Source organism: Rhizobium sp. L43, from assembly GCF_002531725.1.
GTDB lineage: Bacteria > Pseudomonadota > Alphaproteobacteria > Rhizobiales > Rhizobiaceae > Rhizobium.
The window spans coordinates 44790-60715 of record NZ_NWSQ01000016.1; the positions used below are offsets into that span (position 1 = coordinate 44790).

A 15926-nucleotide genomic window follows, 5' to 3' on the forward strand; every position below is an offset into this window, starting at 1 on the left:
AAATCAGAACATTTCAGGAACGATCAATCGGAACCCATCGCCGTGGCCAATGCTGAAAAGTTCATCGTGCTCCCTTACCGCAAGAACCGCGGCAATCTCGTGCCCGGCGAAATGCGCCAGGCATCGAATTCCGTCAGTGCGGAAAAAATCGCTTCGGCGATGGCTGAGCGGTTCGTCGGCGTGGCGGCTTATGCCGTGATCGTCGACGAGGAAACCGGCGACATGTCCTCGCCGCGACTGCTCGCCCGATATGGCGAGATTGCCGATCTCAACGCCGCCTGAGGCGCCGTTTTTGCCATGGAGACGTCGCTTTACCTGCCGGTCAAAACCTTCCTGGAGGCGGCTGGCTATGTCGTGAAGGGCGAGGTCGGCGGATGCGATCTCGTCGGCCTGAGCGAGGGCGAGCCGCCGGTCGTGGTGGTCTGCGAACTGAAACTTTCCTTCAACCTCGAGCTGCTTCTGCAGGCGGTCGACCGCGCCGCTATGAGCGATGAAGTCTGGATCGCGGCCCGCGTTTCGGCCAAGGGGCGGGGGCGGGAGGCCGACAAACGCTACCACGACCTCTGCCGGCGGCTCGGCATCGGCATGCTCGGCGTCTCCGACGGCGGCGAGGTCAGCGTCATCGTCAGCTCCGTCTCGCCGATGCCGCGTACCAATCCGAAGCGGCGGACGCGCCTCGTCAGGGAGCATCAGCGCCGCCGTGGCGATCCTGCCGTCGGCGGCGGTTCGCGGGCGCCGATCATGACCGCCTACCGCCAGCAGGCACTGCTCTGTGCTTCGGCACTCGAGCAGGGCCTGAAACGGCCGCGGGAGATGACGATGCTTGCACCCAAGGCCGGCCCGATCCTGCGCGACAATGTCTACGGATGGTTCGAGCGAGTGGAAAAGGGCATCTACGCTCTGACACCGGCGGGGCAGGCTGCTCTGTTGCGGTGGCCGCAAGCTGTGCTTTCCGACCCGGCTTCCTGAGCCGGGCTATGGGTGGCGCGGGGATCACGTGGCGGGCCTGCTTCCGGCCGAGGATGGCGAGGCCTGTGAACGGCGCGTCATTCCCTTTGACAAATCCTGCGTCATCGCCCATATCACCCTCAACTGAACCGCCTGCGCGACATTCGCGTGGGCGGTTTTGCGTTTCAACGGCTGGAAAGCTGCAATTCATTCGCAACCGCAGGGGGACGATATGAGCGATTACGGCGACCTTACGGTTCGGAAGCTGGCGATGTGGGGAATTCCGCTTTCGCTCGGCGTCATGGGACTGAAGATGGTGGCCTGGTGGGTCACCGGCTCGGTGGCGCTGCTGTCGGACGGGCTTGAATCAACGGTCAACGTCGTGGCCGCCTTCATTGCCTTCTTCGTCATCCGTTACGCGCAGAAGCCGGCCGATCACGACCATCCTTTCGGCCATCACAAGGCGGAATATCTGTCTGCCGTCACCGAGGGCGTGCTGATCGTCGTCGCCGCCCTGCTGATCGTCAACGAGGCTGTGGGTTATCTCGCCGAGCCGCGCATGCTTGACGCGCCGGGGCTCGGCCTTGCGATCAATTTGGCGGCCGGTGTCATCAATGCGGTCTGGGCTCGGCTGTTGATCCGGACCGGACGCAAATACCGCTCGGCGGCGCTCGCAGCCGACGGTCAACATATCATGTCCGACGTCGTGACCTCCGTCGGCGTGCTGATCGGCCTGTTGCTGGCGCTGGCGACGGGTTATGCGATCTTCGACCCGGTGCTTGCCATTCTCGTTGCCGTCAACATCCTCTATCAGGGCTGGAAGGTGATCTCGCAATCAATCGGCGGGCTGATGGACCAGGCGGTCGATCCGCGGGACGAAGAAGCGATCAAGCAGGCGATCGCCACCCATGCGGCGGGCTCGATCGGTGTGCATGACCTGAAAACGCGGCGGGCGGGCACCGTCACCTTCATCGATTTCCACATGGTGGTGCCCGGCTCTATGTCCGTGCGGCAGGCGCATGATATATGCGACCGCCTTGAGGATGCCATCAGTGCGGTGCACGAGGGCGCCAAAATAGCCATTCATGTGGAGCCGGAGGGCGAAAAAGCCCATGGCATCCGCGTCAAAGTCGTCAAGGAGGCATGATGCCGAATACCGATGTTTCCAGCCTGTCGATGCTGGGCCAGCAAACCGAAACCGCCAAATCGCCTGAGGAGGCGGTGCTTGAAAAAGTGCCCTCCAATCATGCCGGCACCGATTACGTCGTGCGCTTCACCGCGCCGGAATTCACGTCGCTCTGCCCGATGACCGGGCAGCCGGATTTCGCCCATATCGTCATCGATTATATTCCGGGCGAATGGCTGGTGGAATCGAAGTCGCTGAAGCTCTTCCTGCATTCCTTCCGCAATCACGGCGCTTTCCACGAGGATTGCTCGGTCTATATCGCCAAGCGCATCGTTGAGCTGCTTGACCCCAAATGGCTCAGAATCGGCGCCTACTGGTATCCGCGCGGCGGCATTCCGATCGACGTCTTCTGGCAGACGAGCAAACCACCGGAAGGTGTGTGGCTGCCGGACCAGGGCGTTGCCACCTATCGTGGACGTGGGTGAGTTGCGGTCGGGCGCAGCCCGAGCAATCGATCCAGTGAATCGATTGCAGCAGCGAACGCCCTGAGCCTTAGCGAAGGGCCGGGCAACGGCGCGGCAACTGAATACAAACTGCCGCCCATTCTCCGGCTATTACACTTCAGACATCCGTGACGTCGTCGCCGGACGAATCATCGGAATAATCGTCGCCGTCGTCATAATCGGCCTGCTGCACGTTGGCGTCGTCCTTGTCATCGGCGGCGTTGTCCGAAGCCTGGCGGCTGTCGTCATTGCCGTAAAAATTGTTGATGACGGTTTCCTCGGTCGGCGCGCTGGCATTGCCGAAAGGATTGGCGCCGAAGGGTGACCCCCAGCCGAGCGAGGACATGTGGTTGCCGAAGATGCCGCTCAGCGAATTGGCAAGCAGCATGCCGCCGGCAACGCCCGCCGCCGTGCCGAGCGCGCCGCGCAGGAAGCTGCCGCCGGCCGAGGGTGCAGAGGCCTGCTGGCTCCAGGGGCCGCTCGGCTGTTGCTGCGGCTGGCGGGCATCGCGGTCGTAGCCGCGGGAATCGTCATAGCCGCGGGAGGACTGGCCCCAGGGACCGGGATTGGACGGGACAGGTGCGGGCTGCTGCGTCTGCGTATTGCCGAAGATCGAGCTCAGGAAGCCGCCGCCCTGTTCGGCCTGGCGGTGTTCACTCGCGCCGGCTTCCAGCTGGCGGACATGCTCCTCGAGTTCCTTGATATGGTTGGCTGCTGCCTCGAGCCCTTTTTCCTGAACGATGACGGCCTGGGCCAGATAATAGGTGGCCGACGGCTGCTCGCGCGTTGCCTGGTCGATCAGGGCTTCGGCCTCGCGGTCGCGCGGCTGGGCCGCGGCGGTGCGCACGCGGTCGAAGAGGGCGGTCAATAATTGGCGTTCTTCCGGTGACATGTCCTGCCTCCTGTTGATCTCATAGAGCGGTTGCCGCTTGAGGGGTGAGGTAGGAACCGATTCAGGCTTTTCAAAGCCTTTCACCGTTACATTTCAGTAAGGCTTGCAGAACGGCGCGCGGCTTCTTAAGGATATCTCCATCGCTTCGGTGCCTTGTGTTTTTCCCGCATTGTTTTAGGCATTGAGTCGCACTATGTGCGAGGAACCCGAATTCATCTCCAAGAGGTTCGAATGAACGACGAAGACCAGGACGACAAGACGAAGGAACTGCCGCTCGGCAAGGAAACGGAGGCGAATCTTTTCAAGTCGCGTTCGATCTTCATCTACGGACCGATCAATCAGGAATTGGCGCAGAAGGTCTGCTCGCAGCTCGTGGCGCTTGCCGCGGCCAGCGACGACGACATCCGCATCTATGTCAATTCGCCCGGCGGCCATGTCGAATCCGGCGATTCCATCCATGACATGATCAAGTTCATCAAGCCGAAGGTCTGGATGATCGGCACAGGCTGGGTCGCCTCGGCCGGTGCGCTGATCTATGTCGCCACTCCGAAGGAGCGGCGCCTCTGCCTGCCGAACACCCGCTTCCTGCTGCACCAGCCCTCCGGCGGCACGCGCGGCATGGCATCCGACATCGAGATCCAGGCGCGCGAGATCATCAAGATGAACGAGCGCCTGAACAGGATCATGGCGGAGGCCACCGGCCAGCCGCTCGACAAGATCGCCAAGGATACGGATCGCGACTACTGGCTTTCGGCCGAAGAGGCGAAGGACTACGGCCTGGTTTCGCGGATCGTGACCTCGCAGGCCGATATCTGAGTTTTCTCAGCCGAAGCTGCAAAGTACCGCCCTTGCCCGCTGACCGCAGGCGAGGGCGTTTTGTTTGTCCGGCAAAGAGAGGCCGGCCGATCTGATGACGCGGGCGCTGAACGGAAAGGGCTGAATCCGGACTTGCACGCGAGGCAATCCTCATGCTCCATGCGCCATTCCGCAGCCGCGAGTCCTGCCATGCTCAAACATTTTTCCGTCCAGGCCCTGTTCATGGGGCTGCTGACCGCCTTCGTCGGCTCCGCCAGTTCCTTCGCCGTCGTGCTGCACGGGCTCGAGGCGGTCGGCGCGACGGATGCGCAGGCGGCGTCCGGGCTGATGGCATTGTCGATCTCCATGGGCGTCTGCGCGATCGTGCTCAGCGCCGTGACGCGATTGCCGATCAGTATCGCCTGGTCGACGCCGGGTGCGGCGCTGCTGGCAAGCACCGGGGCGATCGAGGGCGGCTTCAACGCGGCGGTCGGGGCCTTCCTGATCTGCGCCGCGCTGATCATCGTCGCCGGGCTGTTCAAGCCGCTTGGCCGGGCGGTTGCCGCCATTCCCGCGCCGCTTGCCAATGCGATGCTTTCCGGGGTGCTGATCGGCCTCTGCTTCGCGCCGGTGAAGGCAATCGGCTTCAATCCGCTGTTCGGGCTTCCGATCGTTGTCGCCTGGATCGTCGTCGGCGCCTTCAAGCGGCTCTGGGCGGTGCCGGCGGCACTCGCGGCCTTCGTGCTGGTGCTTGCCTTCGGCGTCGATATTCCCGAGGGCGCCTTCGCCTCGCTCGAACGATCGCTGGTGCCGACGGCTGAAATCGTCCGGCCGGTGTTCAACCTTGCCGGTTTCGTGTCGATCGCGCTGCCGCTCTTCATCGTCACCATGGCATCGCAGAACATTCCCGGCATCGCGGTGCTGAAGGTCAATCACTACGATCCGAAGCCCGGTCCGCTCTTTGCCGTCACCGGCTTCTTCTCGCTGCTGTCGGCGCCGTTCGGCGGCCACGCCGTCAATCTGGCGGCAATCACTGCGGCGATGTGCGCGAGCCAGGATGCCCATGCCGATCCGAAGCGGCGCTACTGGGCATCGCTGATCGCCGGCGTCGGTTATATCATCCTCGGCTTGCTGGCCGGCGCGGTGACGGCTTTCGTCGCCTTGGCGCCTCCCATCCTGATCGAGGCGGTGGCGGGACTGGCGCTGGTCGGCGCCTTCTCGTCCTCGGCAATGTCGGCCTTCCAGGCGCCGGAATCGCGCGAGGCAGCGGCAATCACCTTCCTCGTCACCGCCTCCGGCATTTCCTTCGGCGGCATCTCAGGCGCCTTCTGGGGATTGATCGCGGGCGGCCTGATGCTCGCGCTGTCGCAGCTGGTGAAGATGGCGAAAAGCGGGTCTCAGTCGAAGTGAGGCAAGGTCGGCGCGCCGCGAGGGCTTGCCAGTTCCTCCGCCCAAGGTTATAAGCGCGGCCATGAAGACCACTGGCGCCAAGATTTCCGAGACGATTGCACGCGGCCGCATCGCCCTGCGTGACAACTCGCGCGCCCTGACCTCGCTTCTTCTCCTCGGCCTTACGCGCGGTTGCCGGGTCCTTTGAGGAGCGCCCGGCGGCCGAAAGCCCGCCCGGCCATCGCTCCTCGCGACTCACTTTCAAAATTGACCTAACGACCGACGAAGGTCCGCATTTGTTTATCGCCAAGCCCGATGTGATCGGCTAAGAGCGGGCAAATGCCGGGACGAGGAGACAAGACAATGGACGCGAAGACGCAATCCTCCAAAAGCGCTGCAAAAGGCATGCCCGATGCGGCGGTGAAATACCGGCCCTATCCGCAGGTGAATATTCCCGACCGCACTTGGCCGACGAAGACCATCACCAAGGCGCCGGTCTGGTGTTCGGTCGATCTGCGCGACGGCAACCAGGCGCTCGTCGACCCGATGGGCCACGACCGCAAGGCCCGCATGTTCCAGCTGCTGCTGGAGATGGGCTTCAAGGAAATCGAGATCGGCTTCCCCTCGGCTTCGCAGACCGACTTCGATTTTGCCCGCTGGTGCGTCGAGGAGGGTAATGTGCCCGCCGACGTCTCACTGCAGGTGCTGGTGCAGTGCCGCCCGGAACTCATCACCCGCACCTTCGAAGCGCTGGAAGGCGCAAACCGGCCGATCGTGCATTTCTACAACTCGACCAGCGAGCTGCAGCGCCGTGTTGTTTTCGCCAAGGATGTGCAGGGCATCAAGCAGATCGCCGTCGATGCCGCCAAGATGATTACCGACATGGCCGTCAAGGCCGGCGGCGGCTACCGTTTCGAATATTCGCCGGAGAGCTTTACCGGCACGGAACTCGAAGTGGCGCTGGAAATCTGCAATGGCGTCATCGAGGTCGTCAAGCCGACGCCCGATAACAAGCTGATCATCAATCTGCCGTCTACCGTCGAGATGGCGACGCCGAATGTCTATGCCGACCAGATCGAATGGATGTGCCGCAACCTCGACAATCGCGAGAACCTGATCATTTCCCTGCATCCGCATAACGACCGCGGCACCGGCATCGCCGCCGCCGAACTGGCCTTGCTGGCAGGCGCCGACCGCGTCGAAGGCACGCTCTTCGGCAATGGCGAGCGCACCGGCAATGTCGACATGGTGACGATGGCGCTGAACATGTTCACGCAGGGGGTCGACCCCGAGATCGATTGCTCGAATATCGAGCGCATCAAGGAAGTGTTCGAATATTCGAACCAGATGGCGATTTCCGAGCGCCATCCTTACGTCGGCGAGCTGGTCTATACCGCCTTCTCGGGTTCGCATCAGGATGCGATCAACAAGGGCATGAAGGCGGCCCAGGTCGCCAACCATCCCGTTTGGGAGGTCCCGTATCTGCCGATCGACCCGCGCGACGTCGGTCGTTCCTACGAGGCGATCATCCGCATCAACTCGCAGTCCGGCAAGGGCGGCATCGCCTATATCCTGCAGCAGGATTACGGGCTCAACCTGCCGCGCAACCTGCAGGTCGAATTCCGCGAGGATATCCAGCGCATCACCGACGTCGAGGGCAAGGAGCTTCCTTCGAAGCGGATTCACGACCGTTTCGTAGAGCGCTACGTGACGCAGCCGAGCGCGCGTCTCAAGTTCGTCGACCACCACACCTATCCCGACACGGAGCGCAAGGGTCAGCGGATCGTGGCCGCCGAGATCACCGACAATGGCGAGATCAAGCGCATCGAAGGGCGCGGCAACGGCCCGATCGACGGCTTCATCAACGCGCTGTCGCATTATCTCGGCATCGAGATGTCGGTCGAGGATTATTCCGAGCATTCGCTGCAGCACGGCTCGAACGCGGCGGCGATCTCCTATGTCGAGACCTCCTATCCCGGCGGCAAGCTCTTCGGCGCCGGCATCAACACCAACATCGTCGCGGCTTCGCTGGAAGCGATCGTCTCGGCAGCCAACCGTGTGCTCGAGGTGAGGGCCGGCAAGGCCTGATCCCGGAAAGAATCAGGCCGCGATTGCGTCGGTGCGGCGCGGCCTAACGATTAAGGCTGGCTTCGCTGAGCGCAAGCGAAGGGCAATGAAGGGCGTGCCGTGTGGCCCCCTCATCCGCCCTACGGGTCGATTTTGGTTCGCTGGCACGCTCACGCTTCGCCACATGCGATAGGCGGAATCAGATCGCCGTGGCGATTTTCATGGCGAGCTGGCCGAGTGCCGCTTCGGCGGAGGGACCGGCAAGCACGTAGGACGTGCCGGCATTGTGCCATGTGACAAGACCGATCTCGTCCTTGATCGTTTCCTTGAAGTCGTCGGTCTCCGGTGGCTGCGCGTCCTTGCGGAAGCAGATGGAGATGACGTCGCCGTCGGCATTGGAATAGACGAGCTGGCCGACAGGACGGCTGTCGCCGAGAATGACGCGGGCACCCTGGAACGTCCAGGATTCGGCGCTGAGATCGGGCACACGGAAAGGCACGCCGATCGCGGTTGTCAGCCAGCTGGAGATTTCCTCGGCCTGCGAGGCGGGCACTTCGACGAGATGCCGGGGCTGACGGATCAGCAGGCGCTGATAGGCGGTGACATCGCCCAGCCAGTCGCTGGTGTTGACAGGCGCGGTGGCGGTGGTCGTGGTGGCGATCTCGTCGGCATCCGGGCTGGTGCCGACGAAATAGCCGATGCCGCAACCGACGGCGAAGAGGATGAGCGCGGCGGCCAGCGCCTGCGGGCCGCTCGGCGCCAGTTTTACGTGCGGGCGCGTGGCGCGCTGGGCGATCGGCGTCTTCGGCGGCTGCGTGCTCTTGATCGAGCGGACGAGGGCGAGCGGCACCGGCTCCTTCAGGATGTCGTCGAAGCGACGGCGGCCGAAATCGGCGCCGTGGCGCAGCTTCTCATGCAGCCGGCGCGCGTTCTCGTCGTCTGCCAGGCGCTGCTCCAGCTCGTGGCGCTGTTCGGGCGAGACTTCGCCATCGAGAAGGGCGGTGAGCTGGGCTTCGAGCGGCAATTTCCTGAGATCGAGCAAATTCAGTACCTGTGAATCGGGTGGGTGCCGGCAAGCCCGGCAAAGTGCAGCCTTGCGGTGGCGAGCTGCGAGACGACATTTGCCACTGGCGTGCCCATGATGTCGGCCGCCTGCTGGTAGCTGTGGCCTTCGACGTCGACGAGCAGGAACATGCTGGACAGGCCCTCCGGCATATCGGCGATCATGCGATGGATGGCGTCGGGATCGACCGCAGCCGAGCGTTCGCGCGCGGCCTCCCTGATATCGGTGACGTTGCCGCGGGCGGAAGCCTTCGGCTTGCGCTTGCGGCTGTCGTCGGTCCATTGCTGGCGGGCAAGCGTGTAGATCCAGCTTTCCAGCCGGCCTTCACCGCTCCATTGATGACCCTTGGCGATGGCGCGCTGACAGACGGCCTGAACGAGTTCGTCGGCCACGGCAGCCTCACCCGCGAGCGTGATCGCGAAGCGGCGAAGGCGGGGCAGAAGGCCGACGAGATCACGCCGGAGATCGATGGTCGTTGCGGGTTGACGCATTGTCTATCCAAGAAGCATTCACAATGGTTTCGCGGACGAAGGGTTCGCCCTCGGGCGCGAAGCCGGCCTTATCGACGCCGACGATGCATGTGCTTTATGAAACAAGTCTCCTGCACTTCGCAAGCATCCGGCGGTCCTCATCCCCCTTTCTCAAGGGATTTTCGTATTGTGGCCCACAAAACTTGCGTCAATATGTCTTGTAGCCGTTCAAGCTCTGCAGCAGAGCGCGATAGGCCCATGTGCCCTCGCCGCCGCGATCGCGGATTTCGACGAGTTGGACGCGGGCTCCCTGGATATCTCCCTGTTCCACCAGCGCCATGCCCATGTAGGAGCGGGCGAGGATGTAGTTTTCATCCGCCTGCAGCGCCTTGCGGTAGTAAGACATGCCGAGTTCCATGCGGCCGGCCTTGCGGTTGGCGTAGCCGAGATAGTTCAGGATGCGCGGGTCGTTCTGGTTGCGGGCGAGATTGAGCACGGTGATGGCGTTCTCATATTGGCCGGCATAGGCAAATTCCCGGGCGAATTTAAAGAGATCGTCGTCGTTGAAGCTGCTCTTCTTCGGGTTGACGCATTCCTTCTTGGCCTTGTCCCAAACCTTGCCGCCGGTGCAGGTCTTGGTCGTCTCGGTCTTCGGCGGCGGATTGGTGTCATCATTGCCGCCGCCGACCGCAAAAGCGGCCGTGGCAATGCCGAAGGCGAAGCCGGCGGCGAGCGAAAGTCTGGACAGGTGACGGAAGGAAGAAGTCATGGGCGGGCTCCGTTCTGAGGCGATGCGGTTGCTCGGATTGTACGCTTACCGCTAAAAATACCAAGAGGGTAAGCGGCCTCCGTGGCAATTGTTGCGGCGATGGCCCGACGTCCTCGCAGATCGATTCCAGTGCTGCATGAAATGAGTCCGGAGCCGGCGCTAACGTGCGAAAATATCGGCGCTTTCCGGCATCACTGCATCGCCGGACCGGTTGATGCTGAAGCGCTGGCCGCTGAGCTCCCAGGCGCCGGGAGAGCCGTCGATCGAGAAGAGGTTGTAGGCGGCGGGCGGCTTGATACTGCCTGGTCCCTGCGAGGCCGACGCGATGCCGACGACGGGCACCGGCTGCACCTGGCCGCGCAGCCAGTGCAGCGTGTTGAGGTGCGTGTGGCCGTGCAGCACGAGCTCGGCGCCGCCGGTGGAAATCACCGCGGCGAAACGGCGGATGCCGATCATGCGCTTGTAGAAGGCGGTGGCGCCGCGGATCGGCGGATGGTGGATCATGACGACGCGGAAGAGACCGGCTTCACCGGCCGCGCGCAGCATGTTGACCGTGTCGCGGGCCTGGCGCGCGCCGAAGAAGCCCGAGGCGGCAAAGGGAGGGGTGGCAACCGCGGTGGAGCAGCCGACGATCGCGATTTTGCCGCGGATGCGCAGATAGGGGAAGATGTGGCGGTCTTCCTGCCATTGCGGCGGGGAAAGATCGCCGCGGACGTATTCGTACCAGGCGCGCATCGACTTCTCGTAGGCGCCGGGCACATAGGCATCGTGATTGCCGGGAACGACCGAGGTATCGGCGGGGTCGCCGAGTTCGCGCAGCCAGGCGGCGGCGGCGCGAATCTCAATGCCGCTCGCCAGATTGACAAGGTCGCCGGTGACGGCCAGATGATCGGCCTGATGGGCGCGGATGTCGTCGAGCAACAGATCCAGCGTGCTGCCGAAAAGGTGCTTGCGTCGATTTCGATGCCAGTTCACAAAGCCCGTTATGCGTTTTGAAAACAACTCCTGGATGGAAAGGCGGGGCAACGGCCCGAGGTGGACGTCGGAAATATGCGCGAGCTTGAACATGCTACGAGACATAGACCAGCTTATTGACAAATCAAACACATCCGGCGCGATGAAGAGCTGAAACGGAGCGATGGTGGATAAAGAGAAGCGACCCCTTCACATCAGGACGGCCCTGCGCCTCCTGCATGTCTATTTCTCTTTCGCCCGGGGGATGACGATGGGTGTCAGGGCTGCCTGCTTCGACGCGGAAGGCCGGATTTTCCTCGTGCGTCACAGCTATGTCGGTGGCTGGCATATGCCGGGCGGCGGGCTGGAACGCAACGAAACGGTCGAAGAAGCGCTCGCCAAGGAACTGCGCGAGGAGGGCAATCTCAGGATCATCGGCAAACCGCAGCTGGTCCAAGTCTATTTCAACACCACGACCACACGGCGCGACCATGTCGTGTTCTACCGGGCGAGCGTCGAGCAGACGGCGCCGCGCCCGCCGGACTGGGAGATCTCCGACAGCGGTTTCTTCTCGCTCGACAGCCTGCCCGAGGGCACGACCCTGGCGACGCATCGCCGCCTCGCCGAGCTTCGGGGCGAACAGGAGCCCGACCACCGCTGGTGAGAGGCAAATCTTAAGCCGCGGCCAGTTTGGCGCGGCCGTGCGGGCTATCGAGATCGAGCGCCGGGCCGACGGGGACGATGCCTGTCGGATTGATCGTCTTGTGGCTGCGGTAATAGTGCTGCTTGATGTGTGCGAGGTTCACCGTCTCGGCGACGCCGGCCGTCTGGTAGAGGTCTCTCAGATAGCCGGGCAGGTTGCGGTAATCCGCGATAGGGCGGATGTTGCACTTGAAATGGCCGACATAGACGGGGTCGAAGCGCACCAGCGTGGTGAACAGGCGCCAGTCGGCCTCGGTCTGACGGTTGCCGAGGAGGTATCGGTCCTTGCCCAAACGTTCGTCGAGCATATCGAGGGTTTCGAACAGCTTGCCGACATTTTCCTCATAGGCTTCCTGGGTGGTGGCAAAGCCCGCCTTGTAGACGCCGTTGTTGACGCTATCGTAGATGGTGGCGTTCAGCGCATCGATTTCGGCGCGGAGATCCTCGGGATAAAAATCGCCCTTCGCGCCGGTCAGCCCGTCGAAGGCGCCGTTGAACATGCGGATGATCTCGGCGGATTCGTTGTTGACGATCGTGCCGGTCTTCTTGTCCCAGAGGACGGGAACGGTGACGCGGCCGGAATAATGCGGATCGGCCCTAACATAGATCTCCCAGAGCGTGGCCGCGCCGAAGAGCTGGTCGCCGGTGGCGCCGTCGCCGACTTTGAACTCCCAGCCGTTTTCAAGCATCAGCGGGTCGACGACCGAGACCGAAATCAGCTCCTCCAGCTTCTTCAGCTTGCGGAAGATCAGCGTGCGATGCGCCCAGGGGCAGGCCAGCGAGACGTAAAGATGGTAACGCCCGGCCTCGGCCTTGAACCCGCCGCTGCCGGAAGGGCCGGCTTCACCGTCCGATGTCACCCAGTTGCGGAATTGCGAGGGCTGCCGTTTGAATTGACCCTTGCTCTCCTTCGTGTCGTACCAGACGTCATGCCAGACGCCGTCCACCAGCATTCCCATGATCTTCATTCCCTTGGTTGGCCTGGCCCTTGGCACCGGCCTTCGATTGCGTGTTGGCTGGAAGATATCCGAGATAGCGGGGCTTTGCAGGCGGTAAAGATTGAACAGTGCGTCACGTCGGTCAGCTGACAGTGCATTTTGCGTTGGACGGCCGAAATTTTTCCTGCTATCGGCCTTTTCACGATTTTGGGATCCCTGCCTGATGTTCATTTCCAGAAACCCGCGACGACGCTGATGCTCCCGAACGCCCAAGGCGTGTTCGAGACCCATCAATCTGTCCATCCGGTTTCTGTCATCATGTACAAGCACGATCTCGTCTACCTCACCGAAGACGCGTCTCATGACGCCGCCATCGAACACATCAACGAAGAAGCCTTCGGTCCCGGCCGCTTCACCCGCGCCGCCGCGCGTATCCGCGAGCAGGGGCCGCACGACCTATCGCTCTCCTTCATCTGCACCGACAACGGCGAGACGATCGCCTCGGTGCGCATGACGCCGGTGCTGGCAGGCTCCGTGAAGGGCCATCTGCTCGGCCCGCTCGCCGTCCGCCCCTCGCACAAGAATCAGGGCATCGGCCGGGAACTGGTGCGAATCGCGGTGGAGGCGGCCAGACGCAAGGGCTCGGAAGCCGTCATCCTGGTCGGCGATCCGCCCTATTACGGCCCGCTCGGCTTCCAGAAGGTCGCCTACAACGCGCTTTCGTTTCCAGGCCCCGTCGATCCCGGCCGCGTGCTCGTCGTTCCGATCGCCGAGGGCGTGCACGAACGGCTAAAAGGCATCATCGCCTGGCACGGATGATCAGAGGTTTTTGCGGAGGAAGCTGCGCATGCGGCCTTCCGGGAAATCCTCAAGCTCTCCGAAGACCTCATAACCCTGACGCAGATAGGCGCGCAGCGCCTGCGGACTAAAGGTGTCGATCCAGGCGCCGCGGCAGCCCCGGGCTCTCGCCTCTTCTTCCGCTCTGCTCAGGAGCTCGCCGGCGAGACCGGTGCCGCGCAGCGTATCGGGAATATAGAGCATCTGGGTGAAGAGCCAGCCCCAGGCGGTGAAGCCGGAAAGACCGCCGGTCACCTTGCCGTCGGTATCGCGGATGAGGACTGCGAGCGTCCGGCGATCGGACGGGCCGACATCGCTGTTGTTGAAGGCCGAGAGCGCATCGGCGATCGTCGCGAGTTCCTCCGGCGAGGGCGAGGCGGTCAGTTCGAATTCCGGCATAAGATTACCGCCCTTCGCGCCACCACATGGCGCCGAAGGCGAAGAGCAGAATGCCGACGCCGGCGAAACCGGCAAAGAGCGGCAGTGTGTTGATGCCCTTCAGAACCGTTTCGCTGGTCATGCGGATCATCATGCGATCATTGTCGGCGACGCGCACCTGGCCGCGCACCGGCAGGATCGGCGGCACGCTGATCCTGCCACTTTCATTGGCAACGCGGGTGACGAGACCCTTGCTTCTGTCGGCGACCGGCTTCAGCACATCGGTCGTCGAGATCATCGCCTTGAATTCCGGTGCGTCGACGGCGCCGATATGCACAAGCGTCGACAGCTTGCCGTTGCGGATCTCGAAGAGGCCGATTTCGTCCATCCGCTTCTCGGCCTTGTAGAGCCCGGGTTCGGATTGGGTGAGCGGCAGGGTTTCGGTCTTGCCGGAGGGATAACGCACTGTGGCGTTGCCGGGATTGTCGCCGATCGTCTGGCGCGTGACTTCAAGGGTCCGGCCGGAGGCGCGCGCCGTCAGCGCTTCTTCCTCGAGCGCCGGCTCCTTCATCAGCCAATGGGCGATACGGCGATAGAGCGAGACATTCGGACCGCCGCCTTCGAAGCCGCGCGCCCAGAGCCAGCCCTGATCGGAAAGCAGCATGGCGACGCGGCCCTGGCCGGCGCGGTTCAGCACGAGCAGCGGGTGGTTGTCGGCGCCGAGCATGATCGTCTCGCCCTGCGGTCGGTCGACATCGACGCTGCGGAACCAGCGGCCCCAATGCGGCGGATCCTCGCCCGAACCATCAAGACCGCGCGTGACGGGATGTTTGCGGCCTTCCTCGGAGAGGCGGGGATAGAAGGCTTTTTCGATCATCTCTCCGGTGGGCGTTGCGGGCAGGACCGAGGAAAGCGGCGTCAGCGCGATGGAATCGGGGCCGGCGTGCTCGGGACCGGCGGCGATCAGGAGCGCGCCGCCATTGTCGACATATTGCGCGATGTAATCGTAATAGAGCAGCGGCAGCACGCCGCGGTGCTGGTAGCGGTCGAAGATGATCAGGTCGAAATCCTTGATCTTGTCGACGAAGAGCTCACGCGTCGGGAAGGCGATCAGCGACAGCTCGTTGATCGGCGTGCCGTCCTGCTTTTCCGGTGGGCGCAGGATGGTGAAGTGGACAAGATCGACCGAGGCGTCGGATTTCAAGAGGTTGCGCCAGGCGCGCTCGCCGGCATGCGGTTCGCCGGAGACGAGAAGGACGCGGAGATTCTGGCGGATGCCGTCGATGACGTGGACGGCGCGGTTGTTGGCGGTGGTGACCTCGCCGGGAAGCGCTGCGACGGAAAATTCGAGCACGTTGCTGCCGCCGGCCGGCACCTTGAAGGAGAAGGGCGTATCCTGGCCGGGCGTCGCCTGCAGGGTGGCGATCTCGTCACCGTTCAGCTTCACGGTGACATTGGCCGTGCCGCCGGGGCTCGGGCCGTCGTCGAAGACGCGCAAGATCACCTGCTGCTCCTCGTTGACGATGCCGAAGCGCGGCCCCTTGATGACTTCGATGCGGCGATCGAATTCGTTGGCTTTGCCGGTGATGAGGCCATGGATCGGCGCGTCGAAACCGAGCGCCTGATTGGCGGCCGGAACATCATGGACTTCGCCGTCGGTCAGCATGATGGCGCCGCCGATACGGGCGGGTGGGACATCGGCGACATTGGCCGACAGCGCATCGAACAGCCGCGTCGACGGCACGTCGGAATTGACGTCGCCTTCGACATCGACGAAGCGGGGTTCTATCTGCGGAAAGCGGGCGAGCTGTCCCTTCAAGGCCGCAAGCGCATCGTCGGTCGTCTTGACCCGATCGGGTGTCTGCTGGCTCTGGCTGCGATCAACGAGAACGGGGACGATGGTCGACAGCTGATCCCGGTCCTCCTGCAGCAGCACAGGATTGGCAAGGGCGGTGAGCATGGCGAGTGCTGCCAGCGTCCGGATCCAGGCGCCGCGAATGCCGCGCCAGATGGCGAAGGCGGCGATGATGGCGCTGACGGCCGCCAGTGCGGCCAGAACTGGCCAAGGCAGAAAGGGTGAAAAGTCGAAGGTCAT

Annotated in this window: 18 protein-coding genes; 10 read left to right on the top strand and 8 right to left on the bottom strand. The window is 63.2% G+C overall.

Features of this window, described 5'->3' with window-relative positions; all coding sequences use genetic code 11:
- Window positions 1-42 precede the first annotated feature (42 nt).
- From CO667_RS21190 to queF, 4 genes are all read left to right on the top strand, one after another.
- The gene (locus CO667_RS21190; RefSeq protein ID WP_003561395.1) at window positions 43-282 is read left to right on the top strand and encodes a hypothetical protein; all 240 of its coding nucleotides are present in this window, start codon (window positions 43-45) and stop codon (window positions 280-282) included.
- A gap of 15 nt (window positions 283-297) precedes the next feature.
- Entirely contained in the window at window positions 298-969 is a 672-nt protein-coding gene (locus CO667_RS21195) for a DUF2161 family putative PD-(D/E)XK-type phosphodiesterase (RefSeq protein ID WP_097620236.1), read from the top strand.
- Between the two features lie 211 nt (window positions 970-1180).
- Complete coding sequence (gene emfA / locus CO667_RS21200; RefSeq protein ID WP_097620237.1) at window positions 1181-2095, top strand: CDF family cation efflux transporter EmfA; 915 nt, start codon at window positions 1181-1183, stop codon at window positions 2093-2095.
- Window positions 2095-2559, top strand: a complete 465-nt coding sequence (gene queF, locus CO667_RS21205; protein ID WP_097620238.1) for a preQ(1) synthase — start codon at window positions 2095-2097, stop codon at window positions 2557-2559. Before emfA ends, queF begins: the two co-directional genes overlap by 1 nt.
- A gap of 136 nt (window positions 2560-2695) precedes the next feature.
- Here queF and CO667_RS21210 read toward each other — a convergent pair whose 3' ends face one another.
- Window positions 2696-3469 carry a DUF2076 domain-containing protein gene (locus tag CO667_RS21210; protein ID WP_097620239.1) on the bottom strand — a complete coding sequence of 258 codons (774 nt, stop codon included), beginning with the start codon at window positions 3467-3469 and terminating at the stop codon, window positions 2696-2698.
- Window positions 3470-3700: 231 nt separating this feature from the next.
- On the opposite strand from CO667_RS21210, the gene CO667_RS21215 reads away from it, so the two are divergent.
- The 4 genes from CO667_RS21215 (at window position 3701) to leuA (ending at window position 7741) form a co-directional block, all read left to right on the top strand.
- Window positions 3701-4285 (top strand): ATP-dependent Clp protease proteolytic subunit, encoded by a 585-nt coding sequence (locus CO667_RS21215; protein WP_097620240.1) that lies wholly within the window; start codon window positions 3701-3703, stop codon window positions 4283-4285.
- A gap of 159 nt (window positions 4286-4444) precedes the next feature.
- Window positions 4445-5674 (top strand): benzoate/H(+) symporter BenE family transporter, encoded by a 1230-nt coding sequence (locus CO667_RS21220; protein WP_097620241.1) that lies wholly within the window; start codon window positions 4445-4447, stop codon window positions 5672-5674.
- A 61-nt stretch (window positions 5675-5735) separates the two neighbouring features.
- Window positions 5736-5861, top strand: coding sequence for a hypothetical protein (locus CO667_RS36270; RefSeq protein WP_280953233.1), 126 nt, complete (start codon window positions 5736-5738; stop codon window positions 5859-5861).
- A 155-nt stretch (window positions 5862-6016) separates the two neighbouring features.
- Entirely contained in the window at window positions 6017-7741 is a 1725-nt protein-coding gene (gene leuA, locus CO667_RS21225; protein WP_097620242.1) for a 2-isopropylmalate synthase, read from the top strand.
- A 178-nt stretch (window positions 7742-7919) separates the two neighbouring features.
- Here the strand turns inward: leuA and CO667_RS21230 are convergent, their stop codons facing one another.
- From CO667_RS21230 to CO667_RS21245, 4 genes are all read right to left on the bottom strand, one after another.
- Window positions 7920-8762, bottom strand: a complete 843-nt coding sequence (locus CO667_RS21230) for an anti-sigma factor (RefSeq protein ID WP_097620243.1) — start codon at window positions 8760-8762, stop codon at window positions 7920-7922.
- A gap of 2 nt (window positions 8763-8764) precedes the next feature.
- Window positions 8765-9274 carry an RNA polymerase sigma factor gene (locus CO667_RS21235; RefSeq protein ID WP_097620244.1) on the bottom strand — a complete coding sequence of 170 codons (510 nt, stop codon included), beginning with the start codon at window positions 9272-9274 and terminating at the stop codon, window positions 8765-8767.
- A 187-nt stretch (window positions 9275-9461) separates the two neighbouring features.
- Window positions 9462-10022 carry a hypothetical protein gene (locus CO667_RS21240; protein WP_097620245.1) on the bottom strand — a complete coding sequence of 187 codons (561 nt, stop codon included), beginning with the start codon at window positions 10020-10022 and terminating at the stop codon, window positions 9462-9464.
- A 159-nt stretch (window positions 10023-10181) separates the two neighbouring features.
- A complete protein-coding gene (locus tag CO667_RS21245) occupies window positions 10182-11090 on the bottom strand; it encodes a metallophosphoesterase (RefSeq protein WP_097620246.1) in 909 nt (302 codons plus the stop codon).
- A gap of 70 nt (window positions 11091-11160) precedes the next feature.
- Between CO667_RS21245 and CO667_RS21250 the strand changes: the two genes are divergently transcribed.
- Window positions 11161-11640, top strand: a complete 480-nt coding sequence (locus CO667_RS21250) for an NUDIX domain-containing protein (protein WP_097620247.1) — start codon at window positions 11161-11163, stop codon at window positions 11638-11640.
- A 10-nt stretch (window positions 11641-11650) separates the two neighbouring features.
- On the opposite strand, the gene CO667_RS21255 is transcribed toward CO667_RS21250, so the two are convergent.
- On the bottom strand, window positions 11651-12637 hold the full coding sequence (locus CO667_RS21255; RefSeq protein ID WP_097620362.1) for a glutathione S-transferase family protein: 987 nt from the start codon (window positions 12635-12637) through the stop codon (window positions 11651-11653).
- Between the two features lie 234 nt (window positions 12638-12871).
- On the opposite strand from CO667_RS21255, the gene CO667_RS21260 reads away from it, so the two are divergent.
- Window positions 12872-13435: an N-acetyltransferase gene (locus CO667_RS21260; RefSeq protein ID WP_097620363.1), complete on the top strand. Its 564-nt coding sequence runs from the start codon at window positions 12872-12874 to the stop codon at window positions 13433-13435.
- Here CO667_RS21260 and CO667_RS21265 read toward each other — a convergent pair whose 3' ends face one another.
- Window positions 13436-13852 carry a GNAT family N-acetyltransferase gene (locus tag CO667_RS21265; RefSeq protein ID WP_097620248.1) on the bottom strand — a complete coding sequence of 139 codons (417 nt, stop codon included), beginning with the start codon at window positions 13850-13852 and terminating at the stop codon, window positions 13436-13438. It lies immediately after the preceding gene.
- A 4-nt stretch (window positions 13853-13856) separates the two neighbouring features.
- The gene (locus tag CO667_RS21270; RefSeq protein ID WP_097620249.1) at window positions 13857-15926 is read right to left on the bottom strand and encodes a hypothetical protein; all 2070 of its coding nucleotides are present in this window, start codon (window positions 15924-15926) and stop codon (window positions 13857-13859) included.

Bases quoted from the DNA above. Each gene is read 5' to 3' on its own strand.
- CO667_RS21260 (WP_097620363.1), top strand. From the start codon at position 12,872: ATGCTCCCGAACGCCCAAGGCGTGTTCGAGACCCATCAATCTGTCCAT.
- CO667_RS21255 (WP_097620362.1), bottom strand. From the start codon at position 12,637: ATGGGAATGCTGGTGGACGGCGTCTGGCATGACGTCTGGTACGACACG.
- CO667_RS21215 (WP_097620240.1), top strand. From the start codon at position 3,701: ATGAACGACGAAGACCAGGACGACAAGACGAAGGAACTGCCGCTCGGC.
- CO667_RS21220 (WP_097620241.1), top strand. From the start codon at position 4,445: ATGCGCCATTCCGCAGCCGCGAGTCCTGCCATGCTCAAACATTTTTCC.
- CO667_RS21210 (WP_097620239.1), bottom strand. From the start codon at position 3,469: ATGTCACCGGAAGAACGCCAATTATTGACCGCCCTCTTCGACCGCGTG.
- leuA (WP_097620242.1), top strand. From the start codon at position 6,017: ATGGACGCGAAGACGCAATCCTCCAAAAGCGCTGCAAAAGGCATGCCC.
- CO667_RS21270 (WP_097620249.1), bottom strand. From the start codon at position 15,926: ATGACCTTCGACTTTTCACCCTTTCTGCCTTGGCCAGTTCTGGCCGCA.
- CO667_RS21235 (WP_097620244.1), bottom strand. From the start codon at position 9,274: ATGCGTCAACCCGCAACGACCATCGATCTCCGGCGTGATCTCGTCGGC.
- emfA (WP_097620237.1), top strand. From the start codon at position 1,181: ATGAGCGATTACGGCGACCTTACGGTTCGGAAGCTGGCGATGTGGGGA.
- CO667_RS21265 (WP_097620248.1), bottom strand. From the start codon at position 13,852: ATGCCGGAATTCGAACTGACCGCCTCGCCCTCGCCGGAGGAACTCGCG.
- CO667_RS21250 (WP_097620247.1), top strand. From the start codon at position 11,161: ATGGTGGATAAAGAGAAGCGACCCCTTCACATCAGGACGGCCCTGCGC.
- CO667_RS21240 (WP_097620245.1), bottom strand. From the start codon at position 10,022: ATGACTTCTTCCTTCCGTCACCTGTCCAGACTTTCGCTCGCCGCCGGC.
- queF (WP_097620238.1), top strand. From the start codon at position 2,095: ATGCCGAATACCGATGTTTCCAGCCTGTCGATGCTGGGCCAGCAAACC.
- CO667_RS36270 (WP_280953233.1), top strand. From the start codon at position 5,736: ATGAAGACCACTGGCGCCAAGATTTCCGAGACGATTGCACGCGGCCGC.
- CO667_RS21195 (WP_097620236.1), top strand. From the start codon at position 298: ATGGAGACGTCGCTTTACCTGCCGGTCAAAACCTTCCTGGAGGCGGCT.
- CO667_RS21245 (WP_097620246.1), bottom strand. From the start codon at position 11,090: ATGTTCAAGCTCGCGCATATTTCCGACGTCCACCTCGGGCCGTTGCCC.